This window comes from Pseudomonas matsuisoli (assembly GCF_014647635.1).
GTDB lineage: Bacteria > Pseudomonadota > Gammaproteobacteria > Pseudomonadales > Pseudomonadaceae > Pseudomonas_P > Pseudomonas_P matsuisoli.
This window is the reverse complement of the sequence record NZ_BMPO01000002.1, coordinates 455,099-471,493: the sequence shown is the minus strand read 5'-3', so window position 1 is coordinate 471,493 and position 16,395 is coordinate 455,099. Positions and strand designations below refer to the sequence as shown.

The 16,395-nt window shown below is 58.3% G+C and carries 10 protein-coding genes and 1 pseudogene; 3 read left to right on the top strand and 8 right to left on the bottom strand.

Features of this window, described 5'->3' with window-relative positions; all coding sequences use genetic code 11:
* Window positions 1–176 precede the first annotated feature (176 nt).
* Complete coding sequence (locus IEY47_RS05545) at window positions 177–1,079, top strand: helix-turn-helix domain-containing protein (protein ID WP_188982154.1); 903 nt, start codon at window positions 177–179, stop codon at window positions 1,077–1,079.
* Between the two features lie 126 nt (window positions 1,080–1,205).
* Here the strand turns inward: IEY47_RS05545 and IEY47_RS05540 are convergent, their stop codons facing one another.
* The 7 genes and pseudogenes from IEY47_RS05540 to IEY47_RS05515 form a co-directional block, all read right to left on the bottom strand.
* Window positions 1,206–2,963, bottom strand: a complete 1,758-nt coding sequence (locus IEY47_RS05540; RefSeq protein ID WP_188982153.1) for an ABC transporter ATP-binding protein — start codon at window positions 2,961–2,963, stop codon at window positions 1,206–1,208.
* A gap of 122 nt (window positions 2,964–3,085) precedes the next feature.
* A complete protein-coding gene (locus tag IEY47_RS05535) occupies window positions 3,086–4,831 on the bottom strand; it encodes an ABC transporter ATP-binding protein (RefSeq protein ID WP_188982152.1) in 1,746 nt (581 codons plus the stop codon).
* Entirely contained in the window at window positions 4,828–6,066 is a 1,239-nt protein-coding gene (locus IEY47_RS05530) for an MFS transporter (RefSeq protein ID WP_188982151.1), read from the bottom strand. Before IEY47_RS05530 ends, IEY47_RS05535 begins: the two co-directional genes overlap by 4 nt.
* A gap of 1 nt (window position 6,067) precedes the next feature.
* Window positions 6,068–8,077 carry a TonB-dependent receptor gene (locus tag IEY47_RS05525; protein WP_188982150.1) on the bottom strand — a complete coding sequence of 670 codons (2,010 nt, stop codon included), beginning with the start codon at window positions 8,075–8,077 and terminating at the stop codon, window positions 6,068–6,070.
* A gap of 88 nt (window positions 8,078–8,165) precedes the next feature.
* Window positions 8,166–8,387: pseudogene (locus IEY47_RS20720) on the bottom strand (LysR family transcriptional regulator); the annotation flags it as partial.
* A 775-nt stretch (window positions 8,388–9,162) separates the two neighbouring features.
* Window positions 9,163–9,462 carry a BPSL0761 family protein gene (locus IEY47_RS05520; RefSeq protein WP_229779230.1) on the bottom strand — a complete coding sequence of 100 codons (300 nt, stop codon included), beginning with the start codon at window positions 9,460–9,462 and terminating at the stop codon, window positions 9,163–9,165.
* A 50-nt stretch (window positions 9,463–9,512) separates the two neighbouring features.
* A complete protein-coding gene (locus IEY47_RS05515; RefSeq protein WP_188982149.1) occupies window positions 9,513–9,956 on the bottom strand; it encodes a hypothetical protein in 444 nt (147 codons plus the stop codon).
* 882 nt (window positions 9,957–10,838) lie between these two features.
* Between IEY47_RS05515 and IEY47_RS05510 the strand changes: the two genes are divergently transcribed.
* The gene (locus tag IEY47_RS05510; protein WP_188982148.1) at window positions 10,839–11,591 is read left to right on the top strand and encodes an SIR2 family NAD-dependent protein deacylase; all 753 of its coding nucleotides are present in this window, start codon (window positions 10,839–10,841) and stop codon (window positions 11,589–11,591) included.
* A gap of 1,030 nt (window positions 11,592–12,621) precedes the next feature.
* Here the strand turns inward: IEY47_RS05510 and IEY47_RS20715 are convergent.
* Window positions 12,622–13,164, bottom strand: coding sequence for an SOS response-associated peptidase family protein (locus IEY47_RS20715; protein WP_188982147.1), 543 nt, complete (start codon window positions 13,162–13,164; stop codon window positions 12,622–12,624).
* Between the two features lie 87 nt (window positions 13,165–13,251).
* On the opposite strand from IEY47_RS20715, the gene IEY47_RS05500 reads away from it, so the two are divergent.
* Window positions 13,252–16,344: an error-prone DNA polymerase gene (locus tag IEY47_RS05500; protein WP_188982326.1), complete on the top strand. Its 3,093-nt coding sequence runs from the start codon at window positions 13,252–13,254 to the stop codon at window positions 16,342–16,344.
* Window positions 16,345–16,395: the final 51 nt, after the last annotated feature.

Sequence of the window (16,395 nt, the reverse complement as noted above, 5' to 3'; positions counted from 1 at the left end):
AAACGTTTGTAGTGCTCTGGTACGCATATCTCGCAGAAGTAGGCGTTCACGGACCTAAGGAATAAACATATGCAAAATTGATTGCATGATATTCATTCGCATCTAGAATGGGCTTCTTTCGATGCTATCCCATACCAACACTGGTGTGGCTTGGCTAATAGGAGGTAGGAGGGCCCATGTCCGAACTTCGCTCTGTCGACCTGGCAGGCTTGTTACCGACCGACTTCGTCGAGGGCGGTGACCCCTGGCCAGGTGTACCGGAAAAAATGGGGGCGTATGTCGGTGATTCGGGCCTCCAGAGCTTCGCCAGTCGTAACGACTACACCACGCCGGTGGAAATTACCGTCTGTGATTCCGACCCCCGGGTGCACCTGAGCGTCTGGCTTTGCGACGGTGTGGATATCCGCACCAGTGGTTGGAGCGGGCGAATCAATGGGCTGGATGCGGTGGCTGGGTTTTTGCCCGGCAAGACCATCGAGCATCACTTCCGTGGCAAGGCACATCATGTCGGGCTGATGTTCAGCCCGGAGACACTGGAAATGCTCGCGGGCGATGAGGGGCTCTGCTTCTTCGATCTGCTCCGTGGCCGCGGCGGCCTGCATGTCACGCCGAGCGATTCCCGAACCCTGCGAGCGGCACACGACCTGGATCAGCTGCTTCTTTCCGAGCGCCCCGCACGACTGTTCTGCGAAGCGAAATGTCTGGAATTGCTCGGCTGTTTCCTGGAGCAGGGGAGAGGTTGCGCAATGCAGCGCAGCCCTGATCAGGAACGTTTACGGCATGCCCGCGAACTGCTCCTCGCGGACCTCACCAACCCTCCCACGATCGCTGAGTTGGCGCGCGCCTGCGGTCTCAATTCACTCAAGCTCAAGCGGGGATTCAAGGCGCTTTTTGGCCTGCCGATCCATGCGCTGTACCGGCAGGAGCGCATGCGTGTCGCCTGGGATCTGGTGCAGGAAAGCAACCTCAGCATCACCGAAATCGGCGCGCATATTGGCTACCAGAACCTCAGCCACTTCAGTGCCGCATTCCACCGCCAGTTCGGCGTATTGCCCAGCATCTTGCGGCGCAAGGCTTGAGACTCGGCGAGCCATCTACGGTCACTGAGGCATATTTGAAAACCCAATTTGTAGGGCGGGTAAAACCCGCAGCTTTTGTGGCCTAGCTACGCGGGTTTCACCCGCCCTTCGGGGCTTTCACAGATTTCAGCTCGCTGCGGCACCGTCCGCCCGAGCAGGCAAGTCCTTCCCCATCTGCTGCCAGAGCCTGGTGTAGCGCCCATTACGTTGCAGAAGTTCGGTATGACGGCCTTCCTCAACCAGTCGCCCATCTTCCAGCACCAGAATACGGTCGGCGTGCTGAATGCTATGCAGTCGGTGGGCGATGACGAGGACCGTGCGACCTTTCACCAACTCCGCCAGCGCCTGCTGGATGAGCCGTTCGGCAGACGGGTCCACGCTGGCAGTGGCTTCGTCCAGCAGCACGATGGGGGCGTCCTTGAGGAGCGCGCGGGCAATGGATAAACGCTGGCGCTCACCGCCAGAAAGATTGCTGCCGTTCTCGTCCAGCAGCGTGTCGTACCCCTGAGGCAAACGCTCGATGAAAGCATGGGCCTGCGCAAGGCGAGCCGCGTGCTCGACCGTCTCTCGACTGGCATCCGGGCGGCCGATGCGCAGGTTTTCCAATACGCTGACGTTGAACAGTTGTACGTCCTGAAAAACCATCGCGATCTGCTGTTGCAGGCCGTCGCTGCCGAGCGTGCGCAGATCGACACCGCCGATGCGGATGTGGCCGCTGTCCACGTCCCATAGCCGGGCAATCAGGTGCATCAGCGTGGTTTTACCCGCGCCGGATGGGCCGACCAATGCAGTCAGGCTGTTGGCGGGTAGCGTGAGATCGAGGTCGTCCAGTGCTGGTTTGCTCGCACCGGCGTAGGTAAATCGCACTTGCTCGAAGCGAATGTCATGGCTCGTCGGCAATTGGGAGGTGGCCGGTTCAGGGAGCGCGGGCACCGCAAGCAAGCCGCGTATACGCAGCAGCGATTGATGGGCGAAGCGCAGCAAGAGAAACGCCAGGCCAACCTCGAACAATTGCCGGTAGACCGGCAGGGCGAGCACGGCGAAGAGCAATAATGTCGAGGCATCGGTTTGCCCGGCTGCCAGGCGCTGTACGCCGAACCACAGCAGGAGGGCGAAGCCGATCTCTACGGCGAAACCGAACAATCCCACTAATGGCGCTGGCCAGACGTCGATGCGGATAGCCGCACGGCGCAGGGTCTCCAGCGAGTCGGCGAGCTGCCGGCGTGAGGCATCCGCCTGACCAAGACTGCGCAGCACATTGAGGCCCTGAATGTGTTCGAGCAGGTCCGCGTTGGCCTGAGCGCTGGCGACAGCGAGCTTGTTGCCCTGTGTTACCAGAATTCGTTGGCTCGAGAGCAGCATGAGCACGGCGATCGGAAGGCAGGCCAGCACCAGCAGGCCGAGGCGCCAGTCGACCCAGAGCAGAAAGCCGGAAAGCAGCACCGGTACCAGCAACCCTCCGAAAAAGACGCCCAGCGAGTGGGACCAGAGGTCCTCCACAACTTGGAGATCATTGGCCAGTACCGCGCTCAGATGACCGTTGCGTTGTGTTTGCAGCCAGCCGAGGGGTAATCGGCGCAGATGGTCGGCCACCCGCAGGCGGGCTTGGCCCATCATGGCGTAGGCGCCGCCGAACAATGCAGGCATCGCCTGCCGCGCGCAGAGCATGCGCAGCAACAACGTGGCCAGTAGCGCAAGGGCGATCCAGCCGGTCCGCGTGGGATCGGCTCGGGCGAGCAGCAGATCGGCCAACAGCAGGTACAGCAACGGGTAGGGCAGAAAGGCACAGACGGCCTCGGCCGTTGCCCAAAGCAGGCCGCGCCGGATGCGAGGGTCGTGATAACCGGCGAGTTCGCGGCCGGCGAATAAAAGATCGAGGAGCATTTTTGCGGTCTCGCGGGTGAACGGCGGCGCGGATGATGGGGCGAAGGTTTCGCCCTTTATGGATCACAGGCCGCGTGAAAACTCATGAGTGGGGGACACGCAGCGGATGGGCATCGAAGATGTCATCCGCGCGCGAGTTGCCAATCGGCGGCGGCTTGCTGGTCTTCCCAGGACTTTCGATATGTCGGGCAGCTTGCCAGCAGCTCTTCATGGCGACCCTGGCCGACCACCTTTCCGGCATCCAACACCACGATGTGGTCGGCATGGCGCACGCTGTAGAGGCGGTGCGCGACCATCAGCAGCGTGCGGCCTTGGCACGCCTGTAGCAGGGATTCGTGGATCAGCCGATCGTTCTCCGCATCGGCATGCGCGGTCGCTTCGTCCAGCAGCAGTATCGGCGTATCACGCAGCAGCGCGCGGGCCAGGGTCAGGCGTTGCCGTTCGCCGCCGGAAAGGCCGGCGCCGCGCTCGCCCAAAGGTGTGTCGTAACCCTGTGGCAGTGCGCTGATGAAGCCATCCGCCCGCGCGGCTCGTGCGGCGGCGGCCAACTCTGCATCCGTTGCATCGGGACGCGCCCGGCGCAGGTTATCGGCCACGCTACCGTGGAACAGAAACACCTCCTGCAAGACAGTCCCGAGACGTTGCAGCAGCGCGTCTTGTGGCCATTCCCGAACATCCTTTCCAGCTACTCTTACTTCACCGACATCGGCTTCTTCCAGACGTGAGACCAAGCGCAACAAGCTGCTTTTGCCGGAGCCGGACGCACCAACCAGCGCGGTCACCTGGCCAGCCGGCGCTGTGAAGCTCACGCCGCGCAGAGCGGCTTGGCCGTCGTAGGCGAGATGCACGTTATCGAAAGTCACGGCGTGGAGCGTGGTGGCTGCGGGAGCGACGGCGTGCTGGGGTGTGTTCATTGGCGGTGCCTGCAACAAGGCATCGATACGCTCCAGTGCGACTTGCCGACGTTGCTGTTCACCAAGAGCGAAAGTCAGCCGCAACAGCGGTTGCAGCACTATCGGAGCCACCAACAGGAAAAGCACCACGGTGGCAGCGTCCACTTCGCCCCGACCATGCAGCCAGACGCCCAGCGGCGCGATAAGAATCAGGTTGGCCGAGAGCAGCGCGGTGAACCAGGCCCAGCCTACTGAGAGGCGAGCGGCGTGGTGTTCTACCCAACTTGCGAGCGCCAGCACGTTGGACTCCAGTTTGCCGAAAGACCTGGCATGCAGGCCGAACGCTTTAACCACTGGCATACCGCGCAGGTATTCCGCCCACTGGGCTGAGAGCCGCGCCTGCATGGCTTGCCAGTCGACCATGCGCTGGCGACCACCGCGCATCATCCATGCTTGCAACAGCAGTGCAACGGGTAGGGGAGCCAGCGCGGCGAGGCCGAGGCGCCAGTCCATGGTCAGCAGTAGCGCGAAGGCGAACAACGGTGTACAGAGCGCGGCGGCCGCATCGGGTAGCAAGTGAGCAAGGAGGCCTTCGAGGGAGCCGACATCGTCCATCACTACCTTGCGCAATTCTCCGCTCCCGCGCGCTGCATGAAACCGGGGAGACGCGTGTGCGAGCCGTTCGGCGATGCACAGGCGCAGACGGTGGATCACGTCGAATGCACCCAGATGCGCCAGTGAATGGCTGGCCGCCATCAACGCCCAGCGCAAGAGTACAGCGAGCACGGCCCAAGCCACCCATCCCTGGATTTCCGCAATGTTTGGGGTTGGGACGAACAGTTCGCTTGCAATGCGATACAGACAATAGAAAGGCACCAGGCTGGCCAGCGCCGATAGACACGCCAACAGCGCCGCGCTGCCGAGTGACCAGGGCGCCATGCCAATCAGCATTCGAACGTCGAGGGTGCGATTCATCCGGCTTCGCCTGCCAGTTGCAGTCGCCGGAGGCAGAAGGCGATCAACAGCCAGGCCATTGCACCTGCTACCCAGGCGCTGGCGAACACGTTGCTGTAACCGAACGCCTGTCCCAGCCCGCCAACGATGCTGGCGCCGACCATGTTGGTGAGGCTTTCGCAGCATTGCATCGCGCTGTAGTCGGTACCGGGCCGCTCGTGGGACGCCCAGTTCATGAACAGCGCCCAGACCGACACGTAGAACGAACCCTCGAAGATCGCCTGTAACCCGAAGCCCGCGTAGTAAGCCCGCACGTCCTGCACGCCGCCGGCGTCCAGCAGCCAGGCCGTGCCCAGCAGCAGCGTGGCCAGTGCACCGGTGATCAGCACCGCGCGGCGATTGCCGGTGCGACGGACCAGCGGAATGCCCACCAGCACGCCACCCAGTGCCATCAGCAGCAGGTTGCTGACCTGCAGCGAGCCGGCCTGCGAGACATCCAGCCCTTGGTCGATCAGCCACGATTTGGTCAGGGTAGCGACAGCGGTGCTGGCGAACTTGAAGCTCACGGCGATGCCGAGGGCGAACAGCAGGTCGCGATGCTGGAGCACACCGAGCAGGCGCACCTTGCCGGCACGGGTCAGCGGGTCATCACTGTGCCAGTCGCGGCGCAGCAACAGCGGTAGGAACAGTAGCGGCATGCCGATGGCCATCAGCAGCATCAACCCGCTCCAGCCAAGGTGCGGGTAGAGCATCAGGAAGCCGCCACCGCCCGTGAGCATACCGAGGATGAAGCCTGCGACCTGCATGGCATTGGCCGGCCCGGCCGCACGCCCTTGCAGACGACTGACCGCGTAGGCGTTGGTGGCGATGTCCTGGGTGGCGCAGATCAGATTTAGGCCAACGACACCCGCCAGCGCGAAACCGAGATGCGTGCCTGGTGCGAACGGCATTAGCGCCAGGCAGGCCAGGGCCAGCAAGCCTTGGGTGACGTAAATCACGCGGGCGATGCCCCAACGGCGGCAGGCATTGTCGATAGGGCTGGCCCAGAGAAATTTCAATGCCCAGGGCAAGAAGGCCAGGCCGACCCAGCCGATCTGCGCCATCCCGTGGCCGCCCTCGCGGATCAGCACCGGCAGCGCGTCGAAGGCCAAGCCGGTGGGCAGTCCTTGGGCGAAATACATCAGCCCCAGTGCAAGGTAGTCACGACCAAAACCCTGCCGGCGCGCAGAAGAGAGGGGCATTGAAATGTCGCTCATGTCAGAAGTCCACCCCGACGGAGACGCCTACCGAGCGCGGCGTACCCGGCACGAAGGCGTTATTCGCCACGCGGCCGAAGTACTCGGCATTCCCCAGGTTCTTGCCGTATAGCCCGACGGTCCAGTTTTTCAGGCGGTAGCTGACGTTGGCGTCGACCAGGGTGTAGGCATCGTTGGTGTATTCGGTCTGCGGGTACAGGTACGACTTCGCCTGGCGGCTCGCGCCGACGCCCAGGGTCCAGTGCTCGTCCGGTGTCCAGGTCGCCGAGACGCCCTGGCTGTTGCGCGGCGCATCGGGGAACTGTGTGCCTTCAAGGTCATTGCCGTCGGTGTCTGTGTACTCGTCGTATTCGGCCTCGACCCAGGCGGCGAAGGCGCGCAGTTCCAGGCTGTCGATGGGGCGAACCTTGGCGCTCAGCTCCACGCCCTGGTTGTGCGACTTGCCAGCATTGTCCGTGAGGCTCTGATTCTCATCGCCGATGACCACCACCTGCTGGTCACGAAGCCGGGTGTAGAACACCACGCCCTCCAGTTCCCAGCGACGGTTAGCGTCCCGCAGGCGGTAGCCCAGCTCGACGTAGTTGCCGTATTCCGGGTCGTAGCTTTGCCCAGCGGACGACGCGTCGGTGGCGTAGATGTTGAAGCCGGACGCCTTGTAGCCACGGGCCAGGGTCAGCCAGGCGAAGTGCTGGTCGTCCGGCTGATATTCCAGGGTGAAGCGGGGCAGGGCGACGGTGTCGCGGGCCTTGACGTCATTTACTTCGTTGAAGCCTGCGCCGGTGACGTCGGCGCTCCAGTCCATGTCCGCCCGGTAGTGCTCGATGCGTAGCCCGGCCGCAGCGCGCCAGTCCGGCGCGAAGCGCCAGCCGAGCTCACCGAACGCGGCGAACGTATCGCCATCGACATCGGCGGTCGTGGCGCTGACGAACATGCCGGGCATTTCATACAAGTAGGGGGATTCGCGCTTGATGTGCGAGGCGTAGCCGCCGACGAGCCAGTCGAAGTCGCCATCAACGCCCGTCAGGCGCGATTCCAAGTTGAATTCCTTGGTCTTGGCATCGAACCCGGAGATGGCGTCGTACGCCGATTCCGGCATCCAGTAGTTCCACTCGCTCTGGCTGGCCCCGGCGAGCACGACCAGCTTGCGGTTGTTCGCCAGCTCGCGCTTGTACTCACCTGTAAGCAGGGAGTACTCGAGGTTGTTGCGACCGGGCTCGGTGTTGTCGGACTGGTGCTTGCTGGCGAGGTCGCGGGTGGTGAAGTAGTCGTTGCCACCGTGGTTTTCCAGGTGGCTCAGGCCGAATCGCCATTCGCCGCCGGCATCGTCCAGGTGCAGCAGCTTCAGGCGGCCAAAGCGGCTTTTCCAGTCGGCGCCTTCATCGTTCAGGGTGTCGTTTTCGACGAAGCCGTCGGACTTCTCGCCGCCGACCACGGCACGGATGGCCGTGTTGTCCGAGAGCGGCAGATCCCCCGCGACCTCGGCCCGCATACGGTTGTCGGTGCCGTATTCGAAGTTCGCGTTGCCGCCGGCGGTAAAGCCCGGATCGCGGGTCTTGAAGGCCACCACGCCGCCCATGCTGTTCTTGCCGTAGAGCAGGTTTTGCGGGCCGCGGAGGATTTCCACCTGCTCCATGTCGAACGGCTGCCCGAGGGTTTTACCGTGCACGGGAATACCGTCGATAAACACGCTAGTGCTGGTGCTGTCCGACTCGTCATCGGAGAAGCCCAGGCCCCGAATCGTCAACTGTGGCGAGTTGGGCGTGTAGCCGGTGAAACCGGCGTTGGGAGTGCGCTGGGCGATTTCCGCAAGGTTGTCGTAGCGGTAGGTGTCGAGCTGTTCACCCCCGATAACCGTGACGGCGGACGGCGTGTTGAAGGTAGTGGTGTCCTGTTTGGTCGCGCTGACGGTCACGTCGGGCAGGGCCAGTACGCCGGCATCCTCCCCAAGCGCCACACCGGGCAGACAGATCATCAGGGACAGGGTGGTACGACGTAGCGGGCAACGGATCATCCGGGTACTTCCTGTGTATGAGACGAATCCCACGGATGATATTTGTTCTCATCGTGCGCGCTGCCCCGACTGGTTCGCCCATTGCCCGAATCGGTACTTTCTGCGCGAAGGGAGCGTTTGGCGTGGTCCTTTCTGCCACGCGGGCTTCCAGTTCATGGCCATCCTTCCCGAAGTCCCACTACAGCAGGCTGCCATGTGTAGGCAAGCGCAGGTTGATGCAGTTGTGCGCCGCGAGATCACTGGGTGCGGCAGGTTGAGGGTTTTGTCGGAAGTAGTCTGACGAGGCTACGACCGCCATGTGCAGCTTTGGTATCGGTCGCGGAGCCATAGCTGTGACTGAGCCCCATTCAGCCCAGCCCAAGGGCTGAAACTTCCAGAGCACTGTTTCCCAGTTATTGATATCTGGGGGGAGGATTGGGAGCTAATGCATGACAGGGTCGAAAGCTCGTTTCTGATAAAGAGGCTCTGGGTTGTGGAGGGGCTACCACTGAAAAAGATAAACTAAGTCAATCTTTGATTTAACATAATATACATTATGCGAATCGGCTAGCGCCAGGGCCTGGAAGGATACTCACTGTCGCCAACAATACTGAAGCTCGAACCGGCTGTCGTCCGTCATTGAAATTGAGAAATTTGGTCACTGAATACGATAAACGCCTAATCCAGAGCTTATCTGGTCGCCTATGCCCGATCTGCGCTGCTAGGCGATCAAAGCTATGGCAGGCCCTGCTATGAGAAAAGCGTATTGGAGCCTAAATAACGAGCCTGGTGTGAAGGGATCGGTTTCGAGAATGAGCAAGAAAGCGTCGGTAATCACAAGGTCAGTGAAAGAGATAATTTTTTTCTTAACTCATTGAGTATTAAATGTTTTTTTCATTTTTGGTCATTAAAAGCAATAATTTAGCGATGGTAGATCGTGAAGGATATTGGATAAAACGGCAGCCGTTGTGCGAACGGTCATTACGTGAACCGTCCCCTGAACTGCTGCACGGGACCAAAGAGCAACGTCTAGCCAAAGCCGCCATGGCAAAGTTCACCCCGTGGTCTGCAAAATCCAGAATTGGATGAGCCGCTACTCGTTAGTCTTAGGCTTGCGACGGCCCTTCACTTTGCTGCTCTTCAAGATCAGCAACCTTGTTCGGATCCGAGGCGCCATGGAATTCCAGCGTTGAGCTGAAAACTGGAAAGGCAAAAATAGATGGTACATTTGCGACCTGTTTTTCAATCAGGCCTGCCATCCGGATTTCCCGTTTATCAGGGAAATGGCGCAGAAGAAATTTTGCATCTTGCCTTATTTTTTCAGGTAACGATCGATCTTTAGAAAGCTCCACCAAAAAATCGCGAGTCTGGACAACTGCCCTGCTGCGTTCGTGAGGCATTGTCATCTTGGATTCCTATCTTTAGTGATCTGTACGGAATCATTGCTTATGCTTCACTATTCCGATCGGTTCACGCTGTAAATCGTAGCGGCGCAGCAATGCTTTTTTTCGTGCTCAGAAATCTCACCCATTGAATAGATACGCCCTCCTCCTACCTGATACGTCTGCCCTATTTCAATGCTGTTTTCGTTGGTAAATGAAACAATTTCCAGCAAGGGCTCCATCATCCACCGCTCTGTCTGGTTCATGTGATGGGGGGTGAGTATCTGGATGCGATCAACATAGCGGCCGGTGCAAAGGGTTTGCTCCACTCGTTCGCGAATAGACGATGGAAAAGCCAAGACGGCTTCTCGAAATTCCTCGCCGTCAACGATCTCAGTAATTTCCATTAGAAACAGCGGCTGCATCAGCTCGATCCCTACGTAAGACCAGTACTGAGCATCATCGAATAATATAGCTAGGCCATGCAGAAGCTGAGCATGCCTCTCGGTCTTGAACATCTTCAAAGTCACAAAAAATTTGCTAACGCAAAATATATGTTGTAGTCATATATTATGCAATAACGCTTCATCGTCCCATTTTGCAGGTCGCAAAATGGATGGGAAGCAATCGTTCGGCAAAGCTTTAAAAATGGCGCGGTTGAGCAAGAACCTGCCCCAAGAAGCGTTCGTAGACGTGAGTAGCCGGACAAATATGAGTCTGCTTGAGCGAGGGAAGACGATTCCTACCATAGTGAAGCTGGAACAGCTTTGCGGTAGATTGGGCATCCATCCCGTCACCTTGCTCGCTATGTCCTACATCGTCGATAGTAAAGGAACAGAAGATGCTCACAGTCTCCTAAACAGAGTCAAAGGCGAGCTTAAGCAGTTGGAAAGCAACAGGATAGATGGGATGCGGGTTTCGTCGTCCGGTCGTATTGGTAGACGCTGCGATAGCGAAAAGTAACCGGATAGCATGTCTAGCCCGCAGTACACGTTCCATGATCTGGAAGCCACGTTTGCACTAGATAGATACCGACCATCCCCGCTCTCCGCCGTAGCAGCCGCTGTCGGTTCCGACTTTCGCGGCTCTAGGCTTTTGAAGCAGCTGTCGCACGGCGGTAGCCCCCAAGCAGTCGGTTGGATAGGCGTCTTTCGGCGGCAAAATAGCGGGCCACCTAGAAGCTGTCGAGAAGTGAGCGGACGCTGCTTGCCGGGGATGCATTGCAGATTAGATGGCATCGATTATGGAATAGCTTGATCCCGATACGCTCAATGATGCGAGATGCTTGTTGCTGATAGCCATCCACTCCAAGGCTGCCAAGCCGCGCAAATAAGTTCATTTCTGCGTCTAGGACGCATGCTTAGACTTCAGACAACCATGCTTAAAGCCTGAGCCTTACGATGAATACGATTGCAGAGGGCATACAGGCGCTGAAAAAGGCCAAGCGCTTAGTTTTCTTCACAGGAGCTGGAATTTCCGCCGATAGTGGAATCCCTACATATCGCGACCCGCTCAAAGGTTTGTGGAAGAAGCACGATCCTAGCCTCCTAGAAACTTCCAAGGCGTTTAGAGAAAACCCGGCGTTAGTATGGGGCTGGTACCTTTGGCGCAGAGAGCAATGGGGGCTCGCTCAACCGAGCTGCGGGCATCTGGCTATCAATCGTTTCAGTGAGATGGGTTTTGACGTATCCGTCGTGACCCAGAACATTGATGATCTGCACGAGCGAGCCGGGCCGCAACAGGTTGTCCATCTGCATGGAAGCTTGGCAAAGCCCAAATGCTTCGCTTGTCATCGGCCTGCGGATTTATCCGCCAAACAAGCTGCTATAGCCGATGATGCAGCGCTTTTGGAACCGCCCCGTTGTCCTCGCTGTAACGGCAAACTCCGGCCGGATGTGGTGTGGTTCGAGGAGAAGCTCCCAATAGATATTTGGAAGAAGGCCATGGCGCTGGTCAAAAGTTGTGACGTGCTTTTTTCGGTGGGCACATCAGGTATTGTCATGCCAGCGGCCGATATCCCGGCAATAGCTCTAGCGAGCGGGGCCACGGTAATCCATGTCAACATCGCGGACGTTTCTCTAGGCAATCCGAACGAGCTGATGCTGATAGGACGCGCCGCAGATATGCTTCCTCATTTGCTCTCATCGCTGTGATGAGCGGCTTCGTGTTGTCGCCAAATTTTAGACGACGCAGCATTTCTTGACGGCGAAAGCTTCTGTTTGGCGAAAACAGCTTGGACATTTCAAACGTGAGCCGTGGGAACTGTTGGCGCCATCATAGGCGCCTCCCCCTGCGGACATTCTTAACTTGGTCCTTCCAGCTCGATCCGAGCACTATTGCGGAGACTAGCACCCGAATATGCACTTGGAATATGTATCCCTATCGCACGTGCTCGCTTTTCATTCGTAGGACCCTAGGGTCACTTGCTTTAGGTAAACCTATATCGCCTGATACCCCAAGACGCTATCTATGAGTTCGAGCGGAGCGGTAACGTTTAGCCGTTGCTTCACAGTCCGAGATCCAGGGAAAGCCCCAATCCCCGAAGCCTCGGCGTAAGCAGATCAATGATAATCCGCGACAAAACGTGACTCGCAATCGAAACCCTGAGCTGTCGTAAGACCCGAACGTGCTCTTGGTACGTAGTAAACAGCTTTAACGGCGACTCCGTGCCCGAACGCCCAGCAGTCTCCAGCATCAATTCTGCAACCTCTGCGAGCCCATCAGTGCTTGCAATCCTTGATATGTTACTAGGCGGCATGTTCTGCAAGCGCAACGTATCCCGTCTTGTACCCAAATGGCGAGCACATTGGGCGAGAACATCTCCAAAGCGGCCTGCCACAGCAGGCGCTCTTCTTCCCGTGTCATAGCTTTTTCCTTTCAAGTACTGCACTTCGAACCGCGCGGCATACTGGAGCCTCAACGTGAATCCTGACGTAGGCATCACTAGGACGTGACGGTCGATGCCTTCCAGAAAGATTAGCCTTAAGGGATGCAGGCGCTCGATGGCCAACGAAGCCAAGTATGCGGTATCAAACTTTCTATAAATCAAATAGGCACGATCAAAGAAGGATCATCATTGCGGACATTCCCTACGTTGTGAGTGACGGCGTGCCAGGCGAAGTTATCTGCCGGCAGTGCACGCTCCTCAAGCAACGTACGGGCACGTTTCGGGGCTATGTCGGACTACCACTCCTGAGCTACCTCCCTATCGAACGCGACCGGACGCCGATCGTGAACATCCACCATTCCGCCTTCTGAGTCGGCAGTCACAATCCGGAATCCATCGGAGTCTTTTGGCTCCGCATCCTGAGGCGAGAATTGCCCCACAGCGGCAATGAAGATCGGCTCGTTCGTAGCATGGCGAATGAAGAACGGCTGCTTCCTTTTCGCACCGGGCATCTCGCACCACTCGTACCATCCGTCTATGGCTACTATCGCGCGGTTAGGCCAAATAGCTCGGTAGTAGGCACTGGTCGCAACTTTTTCGCGTGTTGCATTGATGATATTGCCAAACCTGCGTGTAGCCCAAGATGGCTCCCAACCCCATCTCTCGGCCTTCCAAATCAGCCCGTTCTCGCTCGGCCGGATCAAGTCGACAGGAGTAGTTGGAGCGACGTTGAAACGCTGAATCGTCTCATCCTCAACGCGGCCAACCATCTGTGCTGTGACCCCTAGGAAGGCCAAGTACCTCTCAGCCGCACGGTGTTGCGCGAGTCTGCCGCACATAGCATTTCCTCCTGTCGACCAGAGATTGACCTGGTAATCGAGCTGCGACAAAACTGTATATACATACAGTTATTCCAGCAAGAAATCATGACGCCCTCCTCTTCCGACCAGCCTCGTTATGCCGAACTTCATTGCTTAACCAATTTCAGTTTTCAGCGCGGCGCCTCGAGCGCTACCGAACTGTTCCAGCGCGCGGCTCATCTCGGCTACGAGGCGCTCGCAGTCACGGATGAATGCTCTTTGGCAGGTATCGTCCGGGCTTGGCAAGCTTCCAAGAAAGCCGGAGTCCGGCTGATAGTTGGTACTGAGATACGTCTCGCAGGCGGCCCGACTTTGGTTTTGCTCGCAAAGAATCTCATCGGTTATCAGCGCATCTGTCAGCTCATCACTACTGGCCGGAGGCGATCGAAAAAAGGCGCTTATGAACTCCGCAAGGATGACCTGAGCACAAAGATGATCGGAGTTATCGTGCTGTGGATTCCGGGAAGTGCGCCCTGCGAGGCAGAAGCTCAGTGGGTAGCGGATACATTTCCGTCCCAGGGCTGGATTGCCGTCGAACTGCACTACGAGAGCAACGACTCGCTTAAGCTTCAGAACCTGTTCAAGCTAGCAAAACAGTTTGGCCTTCCGTTGCTAGCCAGTAGCGACGTGCACATGCACGCTCGGGGGCGACGCGCTCTTCAGGACACCATCACCGCCATCAAGCACAAGTGCACGCTGGCGGAAGCAGGGTTCAGGCTTTTCCAGAATGGTGAGCGACATCTCCGGACGCTCGAGGCGCTCGCAAACACCTACCCGCGACATCTTTTGGACGAATCAATCCGGGTAGCTTCCCTGTGCACATTCCAACTTGATGAGCTCAAATACGAGTATCCCCATGAGGTCGTTCCACCAGGAAAGACACCATCTGCGTGGCTTCGGGAGCTCACTTACCAAGGCGTCGAATGGCGCTGGCCTGAAGGAGCCTCACCGAAAGCAATTGCGCAGATAGAGACTGAGCTTTCACTGATTGAAGAACTCAAGTACGAGAGCTACTTTCTGACGGTACACGACATTGTCCGCTTCGCTAGAAGTCAGAACATCCTGTGCCAGGGCCGGGGGTCAGCGGCTAACTCGGCGGTGTGTTTTGCGCTTGGTATCACGGAGCTGGATCCATCCAGGATGAGCATGCTCTTCGAGCGATTCATCTCCAAAGAACGCAATGAGCCGCCTGACATCGATGTCGACTTCGAGCATGAGCGACGTGAGGAAGTCATTCAGTACATTTTCAACCGGTATGGGCGGGAGCGAGCCGCGCTCACCTGCGTTGCCTCCACATACCACTTTGCCGGAGCTATCAGGGACGTCGCCAAAGCCCTTGGCTTGCCGCCGGATCAGGTAGATGCGCTAGCCAAATGCTGCGGTGCCTGGAGCGATCGTATGCCTCCGCCAGAACGGCTGCAGGAAGCGGGCTTTGATCCTGGCAACAAATTGATTCAGATGGTGCTCATCCTGACAGATCAGCTTGTTGGCTTCCCACGACATCTGTCTCAGCACCCAGGTGGGTTCGTCATTTCAGAGCATCCGCTGTCGACCCTTGTCCCTATCGAAAATGCAGCCATGGCGGATCGAACCGTCATTCAGTGGGATAAGGACGACATCGACGCACTCGGGTTGATGAAAGTCGACGTGCTTGCCCTTGGAATGCTGAGTGCAGTTAGGCGCTGTCTGGATTTGCTTCGTACTCATCATCGGCGTGACCTCACCTTAGCGACGATCCCATCCGAAGACCCGGAGACGTATCGGATGATCAGCCGGGCCGAAACGCTTGGCGTGTTCCAGATCGAATCGCGGGCACAGATGGCCATGCTTCCGCGCCTAAAGCCGAAGACGTTTTATGACCTGGTGATCGAGGTTGCCATTGTCCGACCCGGCCCGATCGTGGGCGACATGGTGCATCCCTACCTTCGTCGGCGTAACGGCGAGGAGAAAGTAACCTACCCCGGTGATGAATTACGGGACGTGTTTGAGCGAACGCTCGGCGTCCCCCTGTTCCAGGAACAGGTCATGCGTTTGGCTATCGTCGCAGCGGGCTACTCACCAGGTGAAGCAGATCAACTGCGTCGCTCGATGGCTGCCTGGAAGCGTCACGGTGGCCTGGAACCGCACCAGATTAGATTGCGCCAAGGCATGCTCGAACGGGGATATTCGGAAGAATTTGCCGAGCGAATTTTCGAACAGATCAAAGGTTTTGGGAGCTACGGCTTTCCCGAGTCTCACGCGGCCAGCTTTGCCTTGCTGACGTACGCGAGTTGTTGGCTGAAGTGCCACGAGCCCGCCGCCTACGCCTGCGCGCTCATAAACAGCTGGCCAATGGGGTTCTATAGCCCTGACCAGGTTCTGCAGGACGCACGCCGCCACAACATAGAGATTCGTCCGGTCGACGTCACAAAGAGCGACTGGGACTGCACGCTTGAGTACGACGGCGGAGCGGTACCTGCGATCCGTCTAGGCTTTCGAATGATCCGTGGCTTCGCTGAAAACGTGGGCAGGCGGATTGAGGTTGTCCGGGCCGAAAGGGCGTTCAGCCATATCGCGGATCTGTGCATGCGCGCTGACTTGGATCGCAGGGCACAAGACTTATTGGCCGACGCCAATGCCCTCTCGGGCCTCGCGGGTCACCGGCACTCAGCGCGCTGGGAAGTAGCGGGAGTTCAAGAGTCTCTTCCTTTGTTCGGCGAAGTCATTATTGCCGAGGAAGCCGTCGAACTGCCCTCCCCTACGATCGTTGAAAATATGAAGGCGGACTACGCACTCACCGGCACCACTTTGGGTGCGCACCCCATGTCATTGCTCCGAGCGGAGCTTATCGCCATCCGTGCGAAGAGCTCTCGTGACTTTGCAGACCTGCGGCATGGCCAGCACATCAAAGTGATCGGAATCGTTACAGGAAGACAAAGGCCTTCGACCGCTGCGGGTGTCACTTTTGTCACGCTTGAGGACGAATATGGGATGGTGAACGTGATCGTTTGGCGCGATCTGGCGGAAAGGCAGCGGTCAGCGTTGATGCACTCACGGCTGTTGCAGGTAAAAGGAAGGTATGAGGACAAAGCCGGGGTTCGGCATTTGATCGCGGGCCACCTTCAGGACGTGAGTGAGATGTTGGATGGGCTGGATGTGAGGAGTCGTGACTTTCACTAGCACCTTTGGAACAGATCATCCGCCATCTGCATCCAAAATTTTATCGCAAGG